This is a genomic window from Faucicola mancuniensis, assembly GCF_046523945.1.
GTDB classification, from domain to species: domain Bacteria; phylum Pseudomonadota; class Gammaproteobacteria; order Pseudomonadales; family Moraxellaceae; genus Faucicola; species Faucicola mancuniensis.
In genome coordinates, this window is the sequence record NZ_CP171363.1 from 1,283,268 (window position 1) to 1,300,675 (window position 17,408).

16 protein-coding genes are annotated in these 17,408 nt (G+C 40.7%); 11 read left to right on the plus strand and 5 right to left on the minus strand.

What is annotated here, in order from left to right; translation table 11 throughout:
* Window positions 1–188: 188 nt before the first annotated feature.
* The 3 genes from mraY (at window position 189) to ACGTJS_RS06315 (ending at window position 2,895) form a co-directional block, all read left to right on the plus strand.
* On the plus strand, window positions 189–1,307 hold the full coding sequence (gene mraY, locus ACGTJS_RS06305; protein WP_410473150.1) for a phospho-N-acetylmuramoyl-pentapeptide-transferase: 1,119 nt from the start codon (window positions 189–191) through the stop codon (window positions 1,305–1,307).
* A 99-nt stretch (window positions 1,308–1,406) separates the two neighbouring features.
* Window positions 1,407–1,937: a hypothetical protein gene (locus ACGTJS_RS06310; protein WP_410473151.1), complete on the plus strand. Its 531-nt coding sequence runs from the start codon at window positions 1,407–1,409 to the stop codon at window positions 1,935–1,937.
* Window positions 1,938–1,980: 43 nt separating this feature from the next.
* Window positions 1,981–2,895: a putative RNA methyltransferase gene (locus ACGTJS_RS06315; protein WP_410473152.1), complete on the plus strand. Its 915-nt coding sequence runs from the start codon at window positions 1,981–1,983 to the stop codon at window positions 2,893–2,895.
* 11 nt (window positions 2,896–2,906) lie between these two features.
* Here ACGTJS_RS06315 and ACGTJS_RS06320 read toward each other — a convergent pair whose 3' ends face one another.
* The 3 genes from ACGTJS_RS06320 to ACGTJS_RS06330 are packed head-to-tail and all read right to left on the minus strand — an operon-like array spanning window position 2,907 to window position 6,002.
* Entirely contained in the window at window positions 2,907–3,869 is a 963-nt protein-coding gene (locus tag ACGTJS_RS06320; protein ID WP_410473153.1) for an HpcH/HpaI aldolase/citrate lyase family protein, read from the minus strand.
* A gap of 59 nt (window positions 3,870–3,928) precedes the next feature.
* The gene (locus tag ACGTJS_RS06325; RefSeq protein WP_410473154.1) at window positions 3,929–5,113 is read right to left on the minus strand and encodes a cysteine protease StiP family protein; all 1,185 of its coding nucleotides are present in this window, start codon (window positions 5,111–5,113) and stop codon (window positions 3,929–3,931) included.
* 49 nt (window positions 5,114–5,162) lie between these two features.
* Window positions 5,163–6,002 (minus strand): hypothetical protein, encoded by an 840-nt coding sequence (locus ACGTJS_RS06330; RefSeq protein WP_410473155.1) that lies wholly within the window; start codon window positions 6,000–6,002, stop codon window positions 5,163–5,165.
* 187 nt (window positions 6,003–6,189) lie between these two features.
* Here ACGTJS_RS06330 and ACGTJS_RS06335 point away from each other — a divergent pair, with 187 nt between their 5' ends.
* From ACGTJS_RS06335 to ACGTJS_RS06355, 5 genes are all read left to right on the plus strand, one after another.
* Window positions 6,190–7,419: an anhydro-N-acetylmuramic acid kinase gene (locus tag ACGTJS_RS06335; RefSeq protein WP_410473237.1), complete on the plus strand. Its 1,230-nt coding sequence runs from the start codon at window positions 6,190–6,192 to the stop codon at window positions 7,417–7,419.
* A 147-nt stretch (window positions 7,420–7,566) separates the two neighbouring features.
* Entirely contained in the window at window positions 7,567–8,880 is a 1,314-nt protein-coding gene (gene fabF / locus ACGTJS_RS06340; RefSeq protein ID WP_410473156.1) for a beta-ketoacyl-ACP synthase II, read from the plus strand.
* Between the two features lie 112 nt (window positions 8,881–8,992).
* A complete protein-coding gene (locus ACGTJS_RS06345) occupies window positions 8,993–9,526 on the plus strand; it encodes a hypothetical protein (protein WP_410473157.1) in 534 nt (177 codons plus the stop codon).
* 24 nt (window positions 9,527–9,550) lie between these two features.
* A complete protein-coding gene (recG, locus tag ACGTJS_RS06350) occupies window positions 9,551–11,710 on the plus strand; it encodes an ATP-dependent DNA helicase RecG (protein WP_410473158.1) in 2,160 nt (719 codons plus the stop codon).
* A 335-nt stretch (window positions 11,711–12,045) separates the two neighbouring features.
* Complete coding sequence (locus ACGTJS_RS06355) at window positions 12,046–12,231, plus strand: hypothetical protein (protein WP_315041095.1); 186 nt, start codon at window positions 12,046–12,048, stop codon at window positions 12,229–12,231.
* Window positions 12,232–12,301: 70 nt separating this feature from the next.
* Here ACGTJS_RS06355 and ACGTJS_RS06360 read toward each other — a convergent pair whose 3' ends face one another.
* Window positions 12,302–12,643 (minus strand): hypothetical protein, encoded by a 342-nt coding sequence (locus ACGTJS_RS06360; protein WP_410473159.1) that lies wholly within the window; start codon window positions 12,641–12,643, stop codon window positions 12,302–12,304.
* Window positions 12,644–12,839: 196 nt separating this feature from the next.
* The gene (locus ACGTJS_RS06365; protein ID WP_315041091.1) at window positions 12,840–14,504 is read right to left on the minus strand and encodes an electron transfer flavoprotein-ubiquinone oxidoreductase; all 1,665 of its coding nucleotides are present in this window, start codon (window positions 14,502–14,504) and stop codon (window positions 12,840–12,842) included.
* Between the two features lie 316 nt (window positions 14,505–14,820).
* Here ACGTJS_RS06365 and ACGTJS_RS06370 point away from each other — a divergent pair, with 316 nt between their 5' ends.
* The 3 genes from ACGTJS_RS06370 (at window position 14,821) to ACGTJS_RS06380 (ending at window position 17,391) form a co-directional block, all read left to right on the plus strand.
* The gene (locus tag ACGTJS_RS06370) at window positions 14,821–15,450 is read left to right on the plus strand and encodes a DUF1285 domain-containing protein (protein WP_410473160.1); all 630 of its coding nucleotides are present in this window, start codon (window positions 14,821–14,823) and stop codon (window positions 15,448–15,450) included.
* A 92-nt stretch (window positions 15,451–15,542) separates the two neighbouring features.
* On the plus strand, window positions 15,543–16,379 hold the full coding sequence (gene murI / locus ACGTJS_RS06375) for a glutamate racemase (RefSeq protein ID WP_410473161.1): 837 nt from the start codon (window positions 15,543–15,545) through the stop codon (window positions 16,377–16,379).
* A gap of 73 nt (window positions 16,380–16,452) precedes the next feature.
* The gene (locus tag ACGTJS_RS06380) at window positions 16,453–17,391 is read left to right on the plus strand and encodes a DUF4062 domain-containing protein (RefSeq protein WP_410473162.1); all 939 of its coding nucleotides are present in this window, start codon (window positions 16,453–16,455) and stop codon (window positions 17,389–17,391) included.
* Window positions 17,392–17,408 lie beyond the last annotated feature (17 nt).

Below are 17,408 nucleotides of genomic sequence, written 5' to 3' on the forward strand. Positions count from 1 at the left end.
TTGCAAAACTTGATGATTTTTTTGCCAAAATTCTTTACAATAGCACTTTTTTATTATTTTTGCTAATTTATACCAAATATATCAAATACAATAAATTTTGTGTGGTAGAGGCGTATTGTATACGCCCTTAAATAAAATGCATTTTATCATTAGCCAAAATCCAAAAATTCCAAATAAAGGAGCAACCCATGCTATTATGGTTGTTTGAATGGCTTAGCCAGTTTTATTCCCCATTTTCGGCAGTGTCGTCCTTGACATTGCGAACTTTGCTGTCGGTTTTGACAGCGTTGGGCATTTGTATTGCACTTGGTAATCCTGTGATTGACCGCTTGCACGCACTCAAATTTGGGCAGGCTATCCGTGATGACGGTCCAGAAAGCCACAAGAAAAAAATCGGCACGCCAACGATGGGCGGTGTGTTTATTTTAATCAGTATCTTTTTGACGACAATCCTATGGGCGGATTTGACCAATCCGTATATTTGGATTTTGATGGTGGTGTTGCTGATTTTTGGGGCAGTCGGTTGGGCTGATGATTGGCTAAAAATTAAGCATAAAAACCCAGATGGCTTAATCGCTCGCAAAAAATATTTTTGGTTATCGCTTGGTGCATTGTTTGTCGGTATTTCGTTGTATTTTATCGCCACAAAACAAACTGATGTCGCCACCACAAAAGCCATGCAGGACTTGTTAATTCCGTTGTTCAAAAATTGGAATATTGCGTTTTCGGCTGTGCCGTTTGGTTTGGCTTTTATCATTTTTACCTATTTTGTGATTAACGGTGCGTCCAATGCGGTGAATTTGACGGACGGTTTAGACGGCTTGGCGATTTTCCCTGTGGTGCTTGTGTCGGCAGGGCTTGGCGTATTTGCCTATATTTCGGGCAACGCCAATTTTGCCAACTATATGCACGTGCCTTTTATCGCTTACAATGCCGAAGTTACGCTTGTTTGTGCGTCTATGATTGGTGCTGGCTTGGGTTTTTTGTGGTTTAATGCGCACCCTGCCAAAGTATTTATGGGTGATGTTGGGTCGCTGGCGTTGGGCGGTATGCTTGGCACGATTGCGGTGATGACACGCCAAGAAATCGCTTTTGCTATCATGGGCGGTGTGTTCGTTGCCGAAGCGGTGTCGGTGATTTTGCAAGTCGGTTCGTATAAAACTCGCAAAAAACGTATTTTTCGCATGGCACCGTTGCACCACCATTTTGAATTAGGCGGTGTTGCCGAAACACAAGTAGTCGCACGGTTTTGGATTGTTACAATTGTTTTGGTAATTTTGGGGTTAATGACGTTAAAATTACGTTAAAAATTAAAATTTTGTGTTATACTAAGTTATTGATTTTATAAAACTTTTAACTAAAACTTTAAAAACATTAATAATATCTAAAAAAAGGGGTAGTATAACATGAAAGTTCAAATTTTACAGCATGCGCAACCCGCTCAAATGCACATTATCAGTACAAACCAAGGAAAACAAGCCTTACAAACAGACGAACCGACCCCAAGAGAACGACAGTTTTTGTTGTTATTGGATAAAGATGATAGCGAGTTGAGCCGACAAGCTGTGTCGCTGTTGTTAACAAAGTTGGATTTGAACAAAATTGTCAAAAAAGGTTGGGTTGAGTATCATGTGTCTGATGATTTGTCAGTAACTCTTGATTTTCATGATAAAAATCATCAAAATGTTGACTTTTCAGTAAGTACCGACAAGCAAACAGGACAAAGAAAGATAAAAAGTTTTTTAAGTGAATATGCACAAAATCCACCAAAAACATTGACAACAGATTTAAAAACCCATATTGCCGACAGTCAAAATGCCGAACAACCTTATCATCAAAACCTACAACATCAGTTAGATAAAGTTATTGATATTCAACTACCAAAAGCGGTGAATGAAGACTTTGAAGATGTGATGATTTTGCAATCTTTGTTATAAATTTTTGCTATAATAATCATTTGTTGCCAATTATTTATAAGTTATGCTAAATTTATTTGTTTGCCCTGTTTGTCAATCCCCCTTATTGCCTAATGCTAAAACATGGCAATGTGCAGGGCAAAATCTAAACAACCAAAATCCCAACTTACGCCAACACAGCTTTGACGTGGCAAAACAAGGCTACGTCAATCTGTTACCTGTGCAACACAAACACAGCAAAAACCCCGGGGATACTGACAACGCCATCAAAGCTCGGCAACAGTTTTTGGCAAAAGGTCATTATCAAGGTTTTAGACAAAGTTTGTTGGATTTTGCCAAAGACAGCTTAACGCCAATAGACGATTTTTGTTGGCTAGATATTGGCTGTGGTGAGGGTTATTATTCACAAAAACTTTTTGAACAAGTCTTTGATTTTGCTCAACAGAACAACCTTAACAACCCAACCGCCATTGCCCTAGATATCAGCAAACCTGTGGTAACAGCGACTGCCAAAGCACTTAAAAATTTCACAAAAAATCAAGTGTATAGCTGTGTTGCATCAGCGTCCAATGTGCCGATATTGAGCGGAACTGTCAATGTGATTAGCACGATTTTTAGTCCGATTTTGCCAGAAGAATTTTATCGTTTATTGGCAAAAGATGGATTTTTGTTGATTGGAAAACCTAAAGCTAATCATTTATTTGAGTTGCGACAGGCGATTTTTGATAGGGTAGAAGCACACGATTCACAAAAATTTGTTGAGCAACTTACCCCATTGTTTCATCTGATAAAAGAACAACATTGCAGTTATCAAATTCAGCTAAATGCCACAGAACTTGCCGATTTATTGGCGATGACGCCCTATGCCTACCGAGCCAAACCTGAAAAAATTCAAGCCTTGCTGTCAGATTGTGAACAACAAGGTCAGATGATATTTACAGTAGATTTTTTGATGTATTTGTTAAAAAAAGTTGATTAATTTTTTAAAAATTAACAAGTCCCAAAAATTTCGGCTCGTTTGATAATCAATTCTGCCCAATTTTTATGGGTAGCAGGTTCAAGCATCATGTTATCTTGTTTGAACACCGCTTTGGCATTGGTGTGCAAAATGGCTTGGGCTTGCTCCAATTCGGCTTGTTTTACCATAAAACCTGTCTGTACTACTTCAATTTGACTGGGGTGAATGATGGTTTTGCCGACCAAGCCCAACTGCACGTCTTTGGCGATTTCTTGTGCGAACAATTTAGGCTTGTCCAAAAATTCAAACACAGGCGATGTCAAATAAAAACCATACGGCACAAAACCGCCCAATAACCGATAAATCAACGTGCCAAGCGGTGATTCGTACAAGGTGACATCAGGCAAACGACGCATTCTTAAGCATGACAACAAATCATTACCGCCAACACGCAACGCCAAAATCTGCTGACTAAAACTTTCGGTCAAGGCAATCGCCAACTCATCATTGTGCGTTGGGTGAAAAATCTGTGCGGTTTCCAAAGTCGGCATCAAAAACTGCCCATCGCTGTGCGTTTGGCTTGCCAATCGCCAATCAGCAAGACTTTTCATATCCACTTTTGGCAACACAAAACCATCAACCAAACCAATGTTGGTAAAATTTGACAGTTGATGAAGCATTTTGGCATGGCGTGGACGGATAAAAACCAACGGACGATTGTGAGGTTTTTCTAAATTTTTATCTTGTAAACTGTTGTGCCAATCGTTTAACAAGGCTTGTAAATTTGCCAACGCCATAGGCACGTCTGTTTCTTTGACTGCATCTTCAAGACAGATAATAATACTGTTAATTTTTTCTAATCTTTTTCGCTTAATCACCGCCAAAATATCGGTGCGTGTCGCAGGCATATACAGGCTCGCCCCTAGATGATAGGGGTGAATGCGTGGCACTGGCACAGGGTGAATGATATGCGTTGGCAAGTTTAAAATGGTCATACATTTTTTCCGTTAAAACTTTTTAAAATCAATGAATTATTTGACTTTTTTTGGCTAAATTATTGGCGTTTTTTGATGATGGTGATGGCTTGATAAGGGGTAATTTTATCACCGACAATCTCAATTGCAACATTTCTTTGTGCACACAGATGTCGCAATAACACGGTGTCGGCATGGTCGGCATTTTGTAGCAACACTCGCTCAGGCTCTCGGCGTAGCACCGCACGAGTGGCTTCGGCGATGGTCGGCTTGATACGGTTTAAATTATCAATGTGAAATTTATTGGCAAGCCTTGATATTACAGGCTTGGTACGAAATGTTGGCGTGCTTTGATAGGTTAAAATTTTTGGTAAAATGTGATTTTTTTGTTGCATATCACTTAAACAGTTTAAAATATTGTCAATAAAAAATAAACTTTTATCAAATTTTTCTAAATTATCATAATAGACACAGGCATGAAATTCATCGGCATTTTTGGCAAATAACGTACGAGAAATCAGCCCCGAAACGGTACTGTTTAACAAACTGGCAGGCATTAGCCAATCATCATCACTTGCCGACAGCCACGCCACGCCCGCAGGGTCGGACAAGGTGACTAGCGGAATAATTGGCTCGTGAGTGAGATTGTCATTTTGGTGATAAATTTGTTGCTTAAAATCAAATTGCGGATTTTGTTTGTTAAATTTTTCTAAACTATTTTTTAGTTCATGATAAATCGCTCCTTTGCCTGTCCAACCATCAACAAACACAATCGGCGAATCAGGAAAATTGGTCAAAACCCACGCCAACGCCACGCTATCAAGGCTACGCTCACGAATGATACTCATGCCAAAATGTTGGCTAGGCAGTTGGCAGTTAAATTGTGTATCAGCAAAAATCCGCTGTAACAATACGCCAACAGGCAAACCTGCACGAACCAAACTTAATAGAATCAATGGTTTATCATGGCTAACTTGCTGTACAAAATGGGTTTTTAGGGTGTAGGCAAGTGAAAAAATATCGCTTGCCATACGGTTTTGATATTGATCTAAGGCTTGTAAAAATAGGTTTTCATGGGTGTCGCTTGGCTTATCTTCTAGGGTGAGCATATCGGAATAATGGCGTTTGCCTGTTTGGATTAGCTGTTCTTTTTGGGCGACATCGGTGTTTTCTACCGCATTTTTTTCCAAGATTGTTAATAAAAACTTCACATCGCTGGCTAAATAACTGCCTGATGTTAAAGTGGAAAAATCATATTGTTTCATCAAAAATTTCTTAAAATTTTTTAATTATTAAAGATTAAAAATGTATTGGTTAATCGTGGCAAATTTGACAAATTTTATCGTGTAATTGTCCATGATTGGGCGTGCCGTACCAGTCCAATTGTTGCAAAAATAGCAAATCGGCAAGGCTATCGCCAAAGCCAAAGTAAGGGCGGTTGTTATCCAGTTGCTTTAACAAAAATGCCACCGCATGGCGTTTATGAATGGCATTTGGCAAAATCGCAAGATTATTGGCATTGACATGAATATAAAAGTTTTGGTTAAAATTTGGTAAATTGTCTTTTAAGATGTTTGCTAGATTATAGGCAATATCTTGAAGTATTTTTTCATCTTTTTGGCGGTGTTTGATTGCCAAATAAATTTTTAAGTTTTGATAACAATTACCATCAACAAAATTATCATTGTGTAAACTAAATACCAAACCCAAATCGTGCGTTTGGCTATGTTGTTCAAGTACATTTTGCAACAGGGTTAAATCATTTTGCAAAGGCGTTAATTTCTCAAACATTTGTTGTTGCCAAATGGGATTGCGTCGTCCATTTGGCTCTAACAAAATCGCCCCATGGGTGAGAATTTGCCAACTATCAAAGGGCAGTTTTACTCGCTTGATTTCGTTGCTATCCCTTGCAGTTACTGGGATTAGTTCGCAACTTTGCGATAACCAATTAAAAAAATTGGCTTGTTTTTGGCTAAAAAAACTTAACGGCTCGCCTTGTTTATTGACGCTGGCAATAGTTAGATTTTTGTTGGGTAATTGTTTGAGTAGTTGCCATTGTTCAATTTTGCGTAAAGTTTGAAACAAGGTATCGTCCAAATCCATCAAGGCATACGGCTTGACAATCGGCATGTGCTGAAAAAAAGGTGTGGTCATGGTAATCTTTGAAATTTTGATAAAATTTTTGCAAAAAAATTGGCATTGATACTAGTGCGACTATTATAGCACAACATGGGCGTGCAGGCGTGCGAAGTTGTGCTATAATGAACAAAATTTATCAAAAGGTTCACCCATGAGCGAAATCACATTTAACGACAATTTTTTTAGCCATTTTACCGAAATTATGGACGAAGCGATACAGCCGACACAGGTCGGACATGGCAAAACCTTGTCAAATTCGCCGTATTATATCGGTATGATGAGCGGTACAAGCCTTGATGGTATGGATGCGGTGCTGTGCCAGTTTTATGATGAAACGGGCGAGATTGAAGTGCTAGAAAGCCACAGTTTGGCGTTTCCAGACGATTTGCGGACGGTATTGTTGGCTCTGACTGTGCCAAATGGGGCGTATCAGCTGATTGAGCAAAATCAGCTTGCCTTTGAAAGTGAGCTGGATTTGTATGGTTGGGCGAGTAGTTTTTATGCCGAATTTGCCAGTCAAGTGGTGATTGAGTTACTACAAAAATCAGGCATGACGGCGGACGACATCGGTGCAATCGGCTGTCATGGGCAAACGGTGCGACACCACCCAAACTGGGGCTTTACGCTTCAATTGATTGACCCAAATATTATCGCAGAACGCACAGGTATTGCGGTGGTGAGTGACTTTCGCAGACGTGATATGGCGGTGGGCGGACAGGGTGCTCCGCTTGTGCCAGCCTTTCATCAAGCGATTTTTAAGCAAAACCAACAAAAAAATCAGCCCAATATCAGTGCCGTGTTAAATTTGGGTGGGATTGCCAATGTAACGATTTTTAATGAAGAGCAAAGTTTTGGTTTTGATACAGGCGTGGCAAATTTGCTAATTGATGGTTGGGCGTATCGTCATACTGGACAATTGTTTGATAAAAATGGCGACTGGGCGAAATCAGGTCAAGTGATTGAACCGCTATTAAAGCAATTATTAACCCACCCATTTTTTGCTGAAAATCCGCCCAAAAGCACAGGGCGAGAAGCCTTTAATTTAGCGTGGTTGGACGAGCAATTGCACCTTTTTTATCAAGTTTATCAATCCGACACACCAAACGAGCTTGCCCCAGAAGATGTGCAAGCAACTTTGACAGAATTAACGGTGGTGAGCGTTGCCAATGCGTTACAGGCGTTTGAATTTGACGATAAATATTTGTTGGTTTGTGGTGGCGGTGCGTTAAATACTTATTTGATGAGCCGTTTGCAGTCGCATTTGGGCGATTGGACGGTGGAAAGTAGCAAAAAATATGGCGTTTTGCCGACTTTAGTTGAAAGTATGGCATTTGCGTGGCTTGCTCGCCAAACCATGACTGGCAAACCCAGCAACTTGCCAAGCGTGACAGGGGCGAATAAAGCGGTGGTGTTGGGGCAGGTTTGTTTTTAATTTTTTTTGGGCAATTGTCAAAAATGATTTTGGTAAACGCATTTTTTTTGTTAAAATTGTAACAAAATTTTACCAAGCTTTACCCAAAATTTTGGTTTAATATGCAATTAATTTTTTTAACATCAGCAAACGCATAAGGATATATGCATGACTACCGAATTTTCTAACCACTCAAAAAAACCATATTTTGAAAAATCAGACCACGAGCGTATCGTGATTACAGGCATGGGGGCGGTTACGCCTTTGGGGCTTGATGTAGAGAGTAGTTGGCAAGGGATTTTGGCAGGTAAAAGCGGTATTAGCCAAATTGAACATTTTGATACCACCGATTACCGCTCAAAAATTGCAGGATTGGTCAAAGATTTTGACATTAGCCAATATATGTCGGCAAAAGATGCCCGCCGTTACGATATTTTTGTACAATATGGCGTGGTGGCGGCAACGCAAGCCTTAAAAAATGCAGGTTTGATTGACGGCTTACAAGCCGAACCTGTAAAAGGCATTGACCCTGAACGCATTGGTGTGTTAATCGGTTCTGGCATTGGTGGTATTAGCAATATTGAAGAAAATGCTGGCAAACTTATTCATGACGGTGCAAGAAAAATTTCGCCATTTTTTATCCCATCGGCGATTATTAACATGACCGCAGGGCAAGTGGCGATACGTCATGGTTTGCAAGGCTTAAACCTTGCCATTGCGACTGCTTGTACCACATCAACGCACGCCATCGGCTTGGCGGCTCGGCTGATTGCCTATGGCGATGCCGATATTATCGTGGCAGGTGGTAGCGAAAGAGCGTCCAATCAGCTTGGCATGGGCGGATTTGCCGCTATGCAAGCCTTATCCACTCGCAACGATGAACCGACTAAAGCCAGTCGCCCATTTGACAAAGACCGTGATGGCTTTGTGCTAGGCGATGGGGCAGGGGTGTTGGTACTTGAGCGATTGTCGCACGCCAAAGCCCGTGGGGCAACGATTTTGGCAGAGTTGGCAGGCTTTGGCATGAGTGATGATGCCAATCATATCACCGCACCGCCAGAAGATGGCAATGGTGCAAAGCGTGCCATGCAAATCGCCCTAAAAGACGCAGGTATCCATGCGGACAAAGTCGGCTATATCAATACTCACGGCACAAGTACGCCGTTGGGCGATGTTGCCGAAAGCCGAGCGATTGAAAGTTTATTTGGGCAAAACCAAAACTTTGCGGTCAGTTCCACTAAGTCCATGACAGGACATTTGCTCGGTGCGGCAGGTGGTATTGAAGCGATTTTTAGTGTCAAAGCCTTGATGGAACAAGTGTTACCACCGACCATTAATTTGGATAACCAAGACCCAGATTGTACGTTGGATTATGTGCCAAACGTGGCTCGTAAGGTGGAAAATTTGCAATATGCTTTGTCCAATAGTTTTGGTTTTGGCGGTACAAATGGTTCAATTTTGTTGGCAAAATGGCAGGATTAGCACATTTTTGCCAATTTTTTACAAAATTTTGGATAAATTTTCAAACCACACTTAAAAAAGTGTGTGGTTTTTGTTAATATAAAGCAATATTTTTAACAAAAGTAGAAAAACCATGTCAGGATTTGCCTTTTCTCCCCAATTTTCTCAACGCTGGCTTGCCACGTCTGATAGTATAAAAACTGCTATTATCAATGAGTTAGATGATATTCACACTTTGTTACAACGTGATACCGACATTGATACGTTTCAATTTCGTGTGAACAATTTGCATGATGAAGTGGAAACTATCATTGTAAAAGAGCGACAAGCCGAAGCTGAACGTATCGCCAAAGAACAAGCGTTGCAACGCCTAGAGCAAGAACGCCTTGAACGTGAACGCCAAGCAAAACTAGAACAAGAACGCCGTGAACAAGAAGCCTTACAAAAACAAATTGAAGCGCGTCTTGAAGCGGAACGCCTAGAAAAAGAACTTTTGGCAAAACAAGCCCGTATTGACAACGTCAAACAAGACATCATTGACAGTTTAAGCAAAAAATTGGACGATTATTTTGATGAAAAAATGGACGCATTGCGTCAAGAAATGCAAGCATGGCTAACGGCAGAAGTGGATAAGCAATTACAAGAAAAACTACAAGAACAAAATTAATTGGTTAAAAATATTTAACAAAAAATGCCAACCACCCAAATTTTTAATCTACCCGTAACCGCCCTATCAGGTGTCGGCACAAAAATCGCCGAACAGCTCGCCCAGCTTAACATTGAGCGAGTGTTTGACCTGCTCATGCACCTGCCACGAGATTACGAAGACCGTAGCCGACTGATTAACCTTGCGGACGTAACGCACGGACAGTCGGTGCTGGTACAAGGACAAATCATGCGTGTGGAAAACAAACGCACAGGCATGAGCGTCTATCTGCAAGACGGCACAGGACAGGTGATTTTACGCTTTTTTCATGTCTATAAAGGCTTAGCCGACACCATGCAAATTGGCACGGTTTTGCGAGTGTTTGGTGAAATTATCATCAATCAATACGGTACGCAAATTTCTCACCCAGAATACGAAATTATCATCGGACAAAAACCGCTGAGCAACACAGGGCTTGTGCCGATTTATCCAACGGTAAAAAATTTACACCAAAATAAATTACGCAGTTTGATAAAATTAGCATTGCAAACTGTTAAACAAAACTACAAAAATAATATTATACAAATTAACAATAATGATTGGCAACTCATTGAAAAACAAATCAAAACCCAATTTCCGTTAATTGCCAATTTAACCAATCCTTTTACTGAATTTAGCCTGATTGATGCGTTAAGTTTTATTCATCAACCGCCCACTTACACCAATTTAAGCCAACAATATCAAGTATTAGAGCGTTTAAAAAACCGCACGCACGCCACTTGTCAAAGGTTAATTACCGAAGAAATGTTGGCAAATCAATTGGCGTTACTTTACCGAAAACAGCAACTTTTTCAACACAAAGCCCCACGTTGCGATGATAAAAGCCAGCTTGCCGAACGTTTGTTAGCCAATTTACCTTTTACACCGACCAACGCCCAAAATCGTGTTGTCAATGAAATTGTCAAAGATTTGGCAACGTCCATTCCCATGTTACGCCTTGTGCAAGGTGATGTCGGAGCGGGTAAAACGTTGGTTGCAGGGCTGTCGGCTTGTTATGCGTTGGATAGCGGTTGGCAAGTGGCGGTCATGGCACCGACTGAGATTTTAGCCGAACAACATTTGATTAATTTTAAAAATTGGTTTGAACCGCTCGGCATAGGCGTAGGCTGGCTTGCAGGCAAACAAACCGCCAAAGAACGCACCAAAGCATTAAGCAATATTGCCGAAAACAACGTACAAATCGTGGTCGGTACGCACGCTTTATTCCAAGAGCAAGTGCAATTTGCCAAATTAGGTTTGGTAATTATTGACGAACAGCACCGTTTTGGTGTGGAGCAACGCATGGCGTTACTCGGCAAAGGCTTGGCACACACCACACCGCACCAACTCATCATGACAGCAACGCCCATTCCACGCACGCTTGCGATGAGTGCGTTTGGCGATATGGACACGTCTATTATTGACGAATTACCGCCCAACCGCACTCCCATCACCACAGTTACCATCAGCCGAGACCGCAGAGATGAAGTGATTGAGCGTATTGCGGTAAACTGCGAACAAGGCAAACAAGCCTACTGGGTGTGTCCGCTTGTAGAAGAATCCACCGCCCTAGACGCACAATCCGCCGAAATCACCTATGCCGACCTAGCCGACCGCCTAAACATCACCATTGGCATGGTACATGGCAAAATGAAACCTGCCGAAAAACAAGCCGTTATGCAAGATTTTAAAGCAGGAAAAATCTCGCTACTCGTTGCTACCACTGTGATTGAAGTCGGTGTTGATGTGCCAAATGCGTCCTTAATGGTGATAGAAAATGCCGAACGGCTTGGCTTGTCGCAACTGCACCAACTGCGTGGGCGTGTCGGTCGTGGTGAAGCCAAAAGTTTTTGCGTTCTGCTGTATCAAACGCCATTATCAGAAACAGGCATAGAACGTCTCAATGTGTTGCGAGATAGTACGGACGGCTTTGTCATCGCTCAAAAAGATTTGGAACTGCGTGGGGCGGGTGAGTTGCTTGGCAAACGGCAAACAGGGCATGACAGCTACTATATCAGCGACTTAGTGCGAGATGAATTTTTGCTTATCACCGCACAAGCGATTGCCAAACATTTGTTAAACAAACAAAACAAAATCGTTACCCAAGAAATGCAAAACCTTATCCAAATCTGGACACCTGATGCGTTAAAATTTATCAATGCCTAAAAAATACACGATAAAAAGATGGTTTTGTTAAGATTTATAAAGATTGTAAAAATTTAATATTTGTTCGGTTTTTAACAACCCAAAAAAATTGGCAAATATTTTGTGAATTGGCAAAAAATTATGATAAATAGTAAAAGATATCTGTTTTTTTTGCAAAAAAAATTTTATCCTTAACTAATAACCATTTATCAGGTTTACAAAAAATTAGCAGAAAATTTAAAAAAAAATCGGTAAAATAGAACTCATTAACTTTCATAAGAATTTTATTTGTTAAAGTGGTTAGCGGTATTTGATAAATAAAATTAAATTCACTCTTAAGTAAAAGGATATGTATCATGTCACAAGCTAAATACGAAAATGTAAAAGTTGCTGATAAAGCTGCTGCTGACGACCTAGCAAAAAAACTTGAAGGCGTTGCAGGTGTAAAATTTGTCAACGTAAACCACGAAACTGGTATCGTTGTTATTACTCATGGTGATGACTATGACGAAGGCAGTGCAAAATCTGCAATGGGTGTGTAATTAACTTTACCACTTCATAAAAAACCGCTTAATATCAAGTTAAGCGGTTTTTTGTTTTTGTAGGGTTTGATTAGGCTGATTTTACCAACTCTACCGCACCATGGTCATCGCAATGGTCGCCATGTTGATGGTGCAAACGCCCATCAACAATATAATCAATATGGTCGCCATGTGGTACAGCTTCGTGTCCACAGTTTTCACCGTGAATATGCTCGCCACAGTTAAAGCTGTGATTACACGCATCTGGGTTTTGTTCGTTAACATCTAGCGTATGTTCATCAACATGGTCGCCATGCACATGGTGCAAATGTCCGTCATGTAGATAGTCAATGTGGTCGCCATGTTTGATAGCCGTGTGTCCACAGTTGTCGCCATGAATGTGGTCGTGATTTGCGTGGATAGTACAAGTCATGATTTTTGTTCCTTTAGGTGGATTTATAAAAAAATTGATTAAAATGTAATGTTATATCATGTCAAAACACAATATTTGTTTGGTTTTATGTTTTCATTGTAAACCTTTAATAAAAAAATGTCAAGGACAAAAACAAAAAAAATCTGCCATTTTTGACAGATTTTTTATTTTAAAACAATCAGTTATGTTATAACATTTACATATTTGGGTAGTTTGGACCACCGCCACCTTCAGGCGTTACCCACGTGATATTTTGTGATGGGTCTTTGATATCGCACGTTTTGCAATGTACGCAGTTTTGAGCATTAATCACAAATTTGGCTTCACCATCATCATTGACGACCACCTCGTACACACCTGCTGGGCAGTAGCGTTGAGCAGGTTCGGCAAAGATTTTTAAGTTACGTTTAATCGGCACATTTGGGTCGGTCAAACGCAGATGGCAAGGTTGGTCTTCAGCATGATTGGTATTTGAGATAAACACCGATGACAGCTTGTCAAAGGTTAGTTTGCCGTCTGGTTTTGGATAATTGGGGGCAAAGGCATGGTCGGCACGCTCAAGCATATCATAATCGGGCATATTGTCATGAATGGTGAGTGGCATTTTGCCTTTTAACAGATTTTGGTCAATAAAGTTGAATGCACCACCCATCCAAACGCCCATACGGTGCATAGCAGGGGCAAAGTTGCGTGCTTCATAGGCATCTTCATACAGCCATGAGTTTTTGAATTTTTCTTCGTAACTGGTGATTTCGTCATGCTGACGACCTGCCTGAATGGCTTCAAAGACGGCTTCGGCAGCGAGCATACCTGATTTGATAGAGGTGTGCGTGCCTTTGATTTTGGCAGCGTTCAAAAAGCCTGCATCATCACCGACCAAAACACCGCCTGCAAAGGCAAGTTTTGGCAATGAGTTTAGACCGCCTTTGGCTAAGGCTCTTGCCCCATAAGACAAGCGTTTGCCACCTTCCAAAATGTTACGGATAACAGGGTGAGTTTTGAGGCGTTGCATTTCGTCAAACGGTGATAAATACGGATTGTGATAAGATAAATCAATCACCAAACCAAACGATACTTGATTGTTTTCATCAAAATACAACCACCAACCGCCTGATGAGCCCGTTTCGGTCAAAGGCCAGCCAGAGCCATGCAATACCATGCCTTCTTCGTGCTTGGCTGGGTCAATTTCCCACAGTTCTTTTAAACCAATGCCATAATGCTGTGGGTCTTTGCCATCAGCCAAATTAAAACGGCTAATCAAGCGTTTGCCCAAATGTCCACGACAGCCTTCGGCAAATACGGTATATTTTGCCAATAGCTCATAGCCTGGTTCAAAGCTCGGTTTGGCTTCCCATTTGGCATTTATACCCATATCACCAGTCACAATGCCTTTCACCGAGCCGTCTTCGTTATACAACACATCAGAGGCAGCAAAACCGGGGAACATCATCACTTCAAGCTCTTCGGCTTGCACTGCTAACCAACGCACCAAATTCCCCAAAGAAATGATATAATTACCATCATTGTGCATAGACGCAGGCACGATATTATCAGGCAGTTGGCAGTATTTTTGTTCATTTCTGAGCAAATATACACGGTCGCCTTTGACTGCCACATTGACGGGTGCCCCTTTTTGTTGCCAATCAGGAATGAGTTCATTTAACGCACGAGGCTCCATCACCGCACCAGACATGGTATGCGCCCCAAACTCTGAGCCTTTTTCAACCACGCATACGGTGAACTCTTCTAAGCCTTTTTCAATCGCCAACTGGCGTAAACGGATTGCCGTTGCCAAGCCAGCAGGCCCACCGCCAACGACAACAACATCAAATTCCATCTGCTCACGCTGAATATCTTGCATAACAACTCCAAACAATCCCAAACTTGCCAATGCTGGTGAAGGATTGTACTGATGATAAAAAAATGGATAAAATCACAAAAAGTTATTTATTATAATCTAAAATCTTGTGAAACAACATAGCCAAATGATTACAAAAAACTAGCAATCGGATTGAGCCATCTGACAACAAATTGATGTAATATATTATCATTTTACAAAAAACATCGGATAAAGCATGAATTTTTTGTCAAATTTTTTTTACAATTTTTGATAAAAATATTGATAAAATAGCATTCACGCTTAAAAATTTTTTTTAAAATTTAACATAAAAAACCTTATGAAACAAGACCTTATCGCCAAAATCAATCAAGCTGAACAACAAGCAGACAGCACCAATGCCAACAAAAGAGTGATTCCGCCTTTACAAAACTGGCAACCCAAATTTTGTGGCGATATGAACCTAAAAATTTGTGCCAATGGCGAATGGTGGCACGAAGGCTCAAAAATGACTAGACAGTCATTGGTGGATTTGTTTGCCAAAATATTGTGGTGCGAGATTGATGAAAACAATAACGCCCATTATTTTTTAAAAACGCCTGTGGAAAAAATCGGTATTCAAGTAGAAGACGCACCTTTGCACATTGTGGCGGTCAATCAAATTCAACAGTATAACCAAACTTTTATCAAGTTTTGTACTGCCAACGGCGATGAGTTTTATTTGGATAAACAACATGAAATCCGTTTTGGTTTGCCTTTTAACAATGCCAAAATTTCGGCTGATATGCTTGAAAAACAAGCAGAACAGCCTTATATTTTGGTGCGACAAAATGGCGAGTCTGTGCTGTATGGTTTGATTGTGCGGTCGATTTTTTATCATTTGGTGGCGATGGGTGAATTGATAGAAAAAAATGATAACGTGTATTTGCAATTAATTAGTGGTGATGAAACATTTGAATTAGCCATGTAATTTTACGTAAAAAATTAAAAATGATGGTGCAAAAATCAAAAGTAGCGTAAAATAGCAGGATTTAAAATTTTAAAAAATATTGGGTCTGGGCGATGAGCGAAAGATTGGTAGCAGCACCGATTGGGGTGTTTGATTCTGGGGTGGGTGGTTTGTCTGTATTGGCGAACATGACCGCTTTGTTGCCGTATGAGTCTTATATTTATTATGCCGATACCTTGCACGTGCCGTATGGCTCACGCAGTAGCGATGAAATCCGAGAGTTGACTATCCGTGCGGTGGATTTTTTGGCAAAACAGGGTTGTAAATTGGTGGTAATTGCTTGTAATACTGCGTCCGCTTATGGGCTTGATGCAGTGCGTGCGATGTATCCTGATTTGCCGATGGTGGGGCTTGTGCCTGCATTAAAACCTGCGGTGCTTGCGAGCAAAACCAAACAAGTCGCTGTTTTGGCAACGCCTGCGACCTTAAACGGACGTTTGTTAAACGAAATTATTGACAACATTGCCACGCCAAATCATGTCAATGTGCATAAACATAGCTTAGCAAGCCTTGTGCCGTGGGTTGAAGCAGGTATGCCAGAAACGCATTTGGCGGTTACAGAGCTTGAAGAATTGTTAAAACAGTTGCACCAAAATCAGATTGACCAGTTGGTGCTTGGGTGCACCCATTTTCCGTTTTTTAAGCCGTATTTGATGAATAAACTTACCACTATGGCGATGGATTATGAGCTTGCGATGATTGATTCTGGTAAGGCGATTGCTAAACGGGTGAAATCCTTGTTAGATAAAGATAATGCAAAAAATCCCGCAGAAGTTCACATGCCTGTGCAGTTTTTTACCACGTCAAATCAGTTGAACACCCAATCGGTTGTGACACGGTTATTAAGTCAATTTGACAAAAATGTGCAAATGAATTTTTGCAATATTTAACAGATTTTTTAAACATTTTTTTTAATTGAATTTTTCAATTAACAAATAAAGACCAATAATAAGTGAGAATAAAGTGCCAGTAAAACAACGTTTTCATGTTCATGTTTGTATTGTGCGAAATGAACACCCAGAGTTTGAAAATGCGTTGCAATTAGCATTGTCTGATGAGTATTTTTTGACGTGGGATTTGATTGCTCACCCCAGTCAATTTATGGATTATAGCAAGCAACAGATTGACCGTTGCGATTATTTATTGTTTGTGCTTGGGACGGGGTATGGGCATTTAAGTCCGTCAGGGGTGAGTAATTTGCATTTGAGCTATATTTATGCAAATACCAAACGAAAGCCCATGCTTGCGTTAATCAAATCGCAAAATGCCACGTCCGATTATTCTCGTCAACGCCTTGATTTAGCAAGTATGATTCAAAAAGATTTGTTAGACAATGCGATTTTTTATGAACGCACCCAAGAAGCGGTGAGTGAGTGCCAACGTGCCTTAAATGCGTTGATTGGCAGTAAGCCGACAGCAGGTTGGGTGCGTGCAAACAAGCCTGATACATCACTACGCACCACAGGGGTGAGCAAGCCACAAGTGATTACGCCTGTGGCGACCGCAAAACCAAAAGTCGTAGAACCAAAAATCATACTAAAAGCAGAAGATGTCGTGTTGGTGAATTATTCGGCACACGCCTATCAAGATGGTAATTTGCAAGATGTGATGGCAGCTCATACTTTTACATGGGGCGAAGTATTAGAGTTGTTAAAAATATTGCCACAACCATTTAGCAGTGAAATGATGTTAAAACAACTCAACGACTCGCTGAAAAACTTGGCATTGATTGAAGCAAGCAAAATTTTACCCAATGTTCATGCGGTTTCTCGTTGCCAAATTAACGCTGTGGATTTTCAATGGCTAAAACAGCAACTGGTAGACAGCGGCTGGCTGGTTTCTGCCAAAGAAGAACATAGCAACCGAGAGTTATGGCGTGTTAATCCAACCATGACCAATTAAACCAATCATTTCATCAA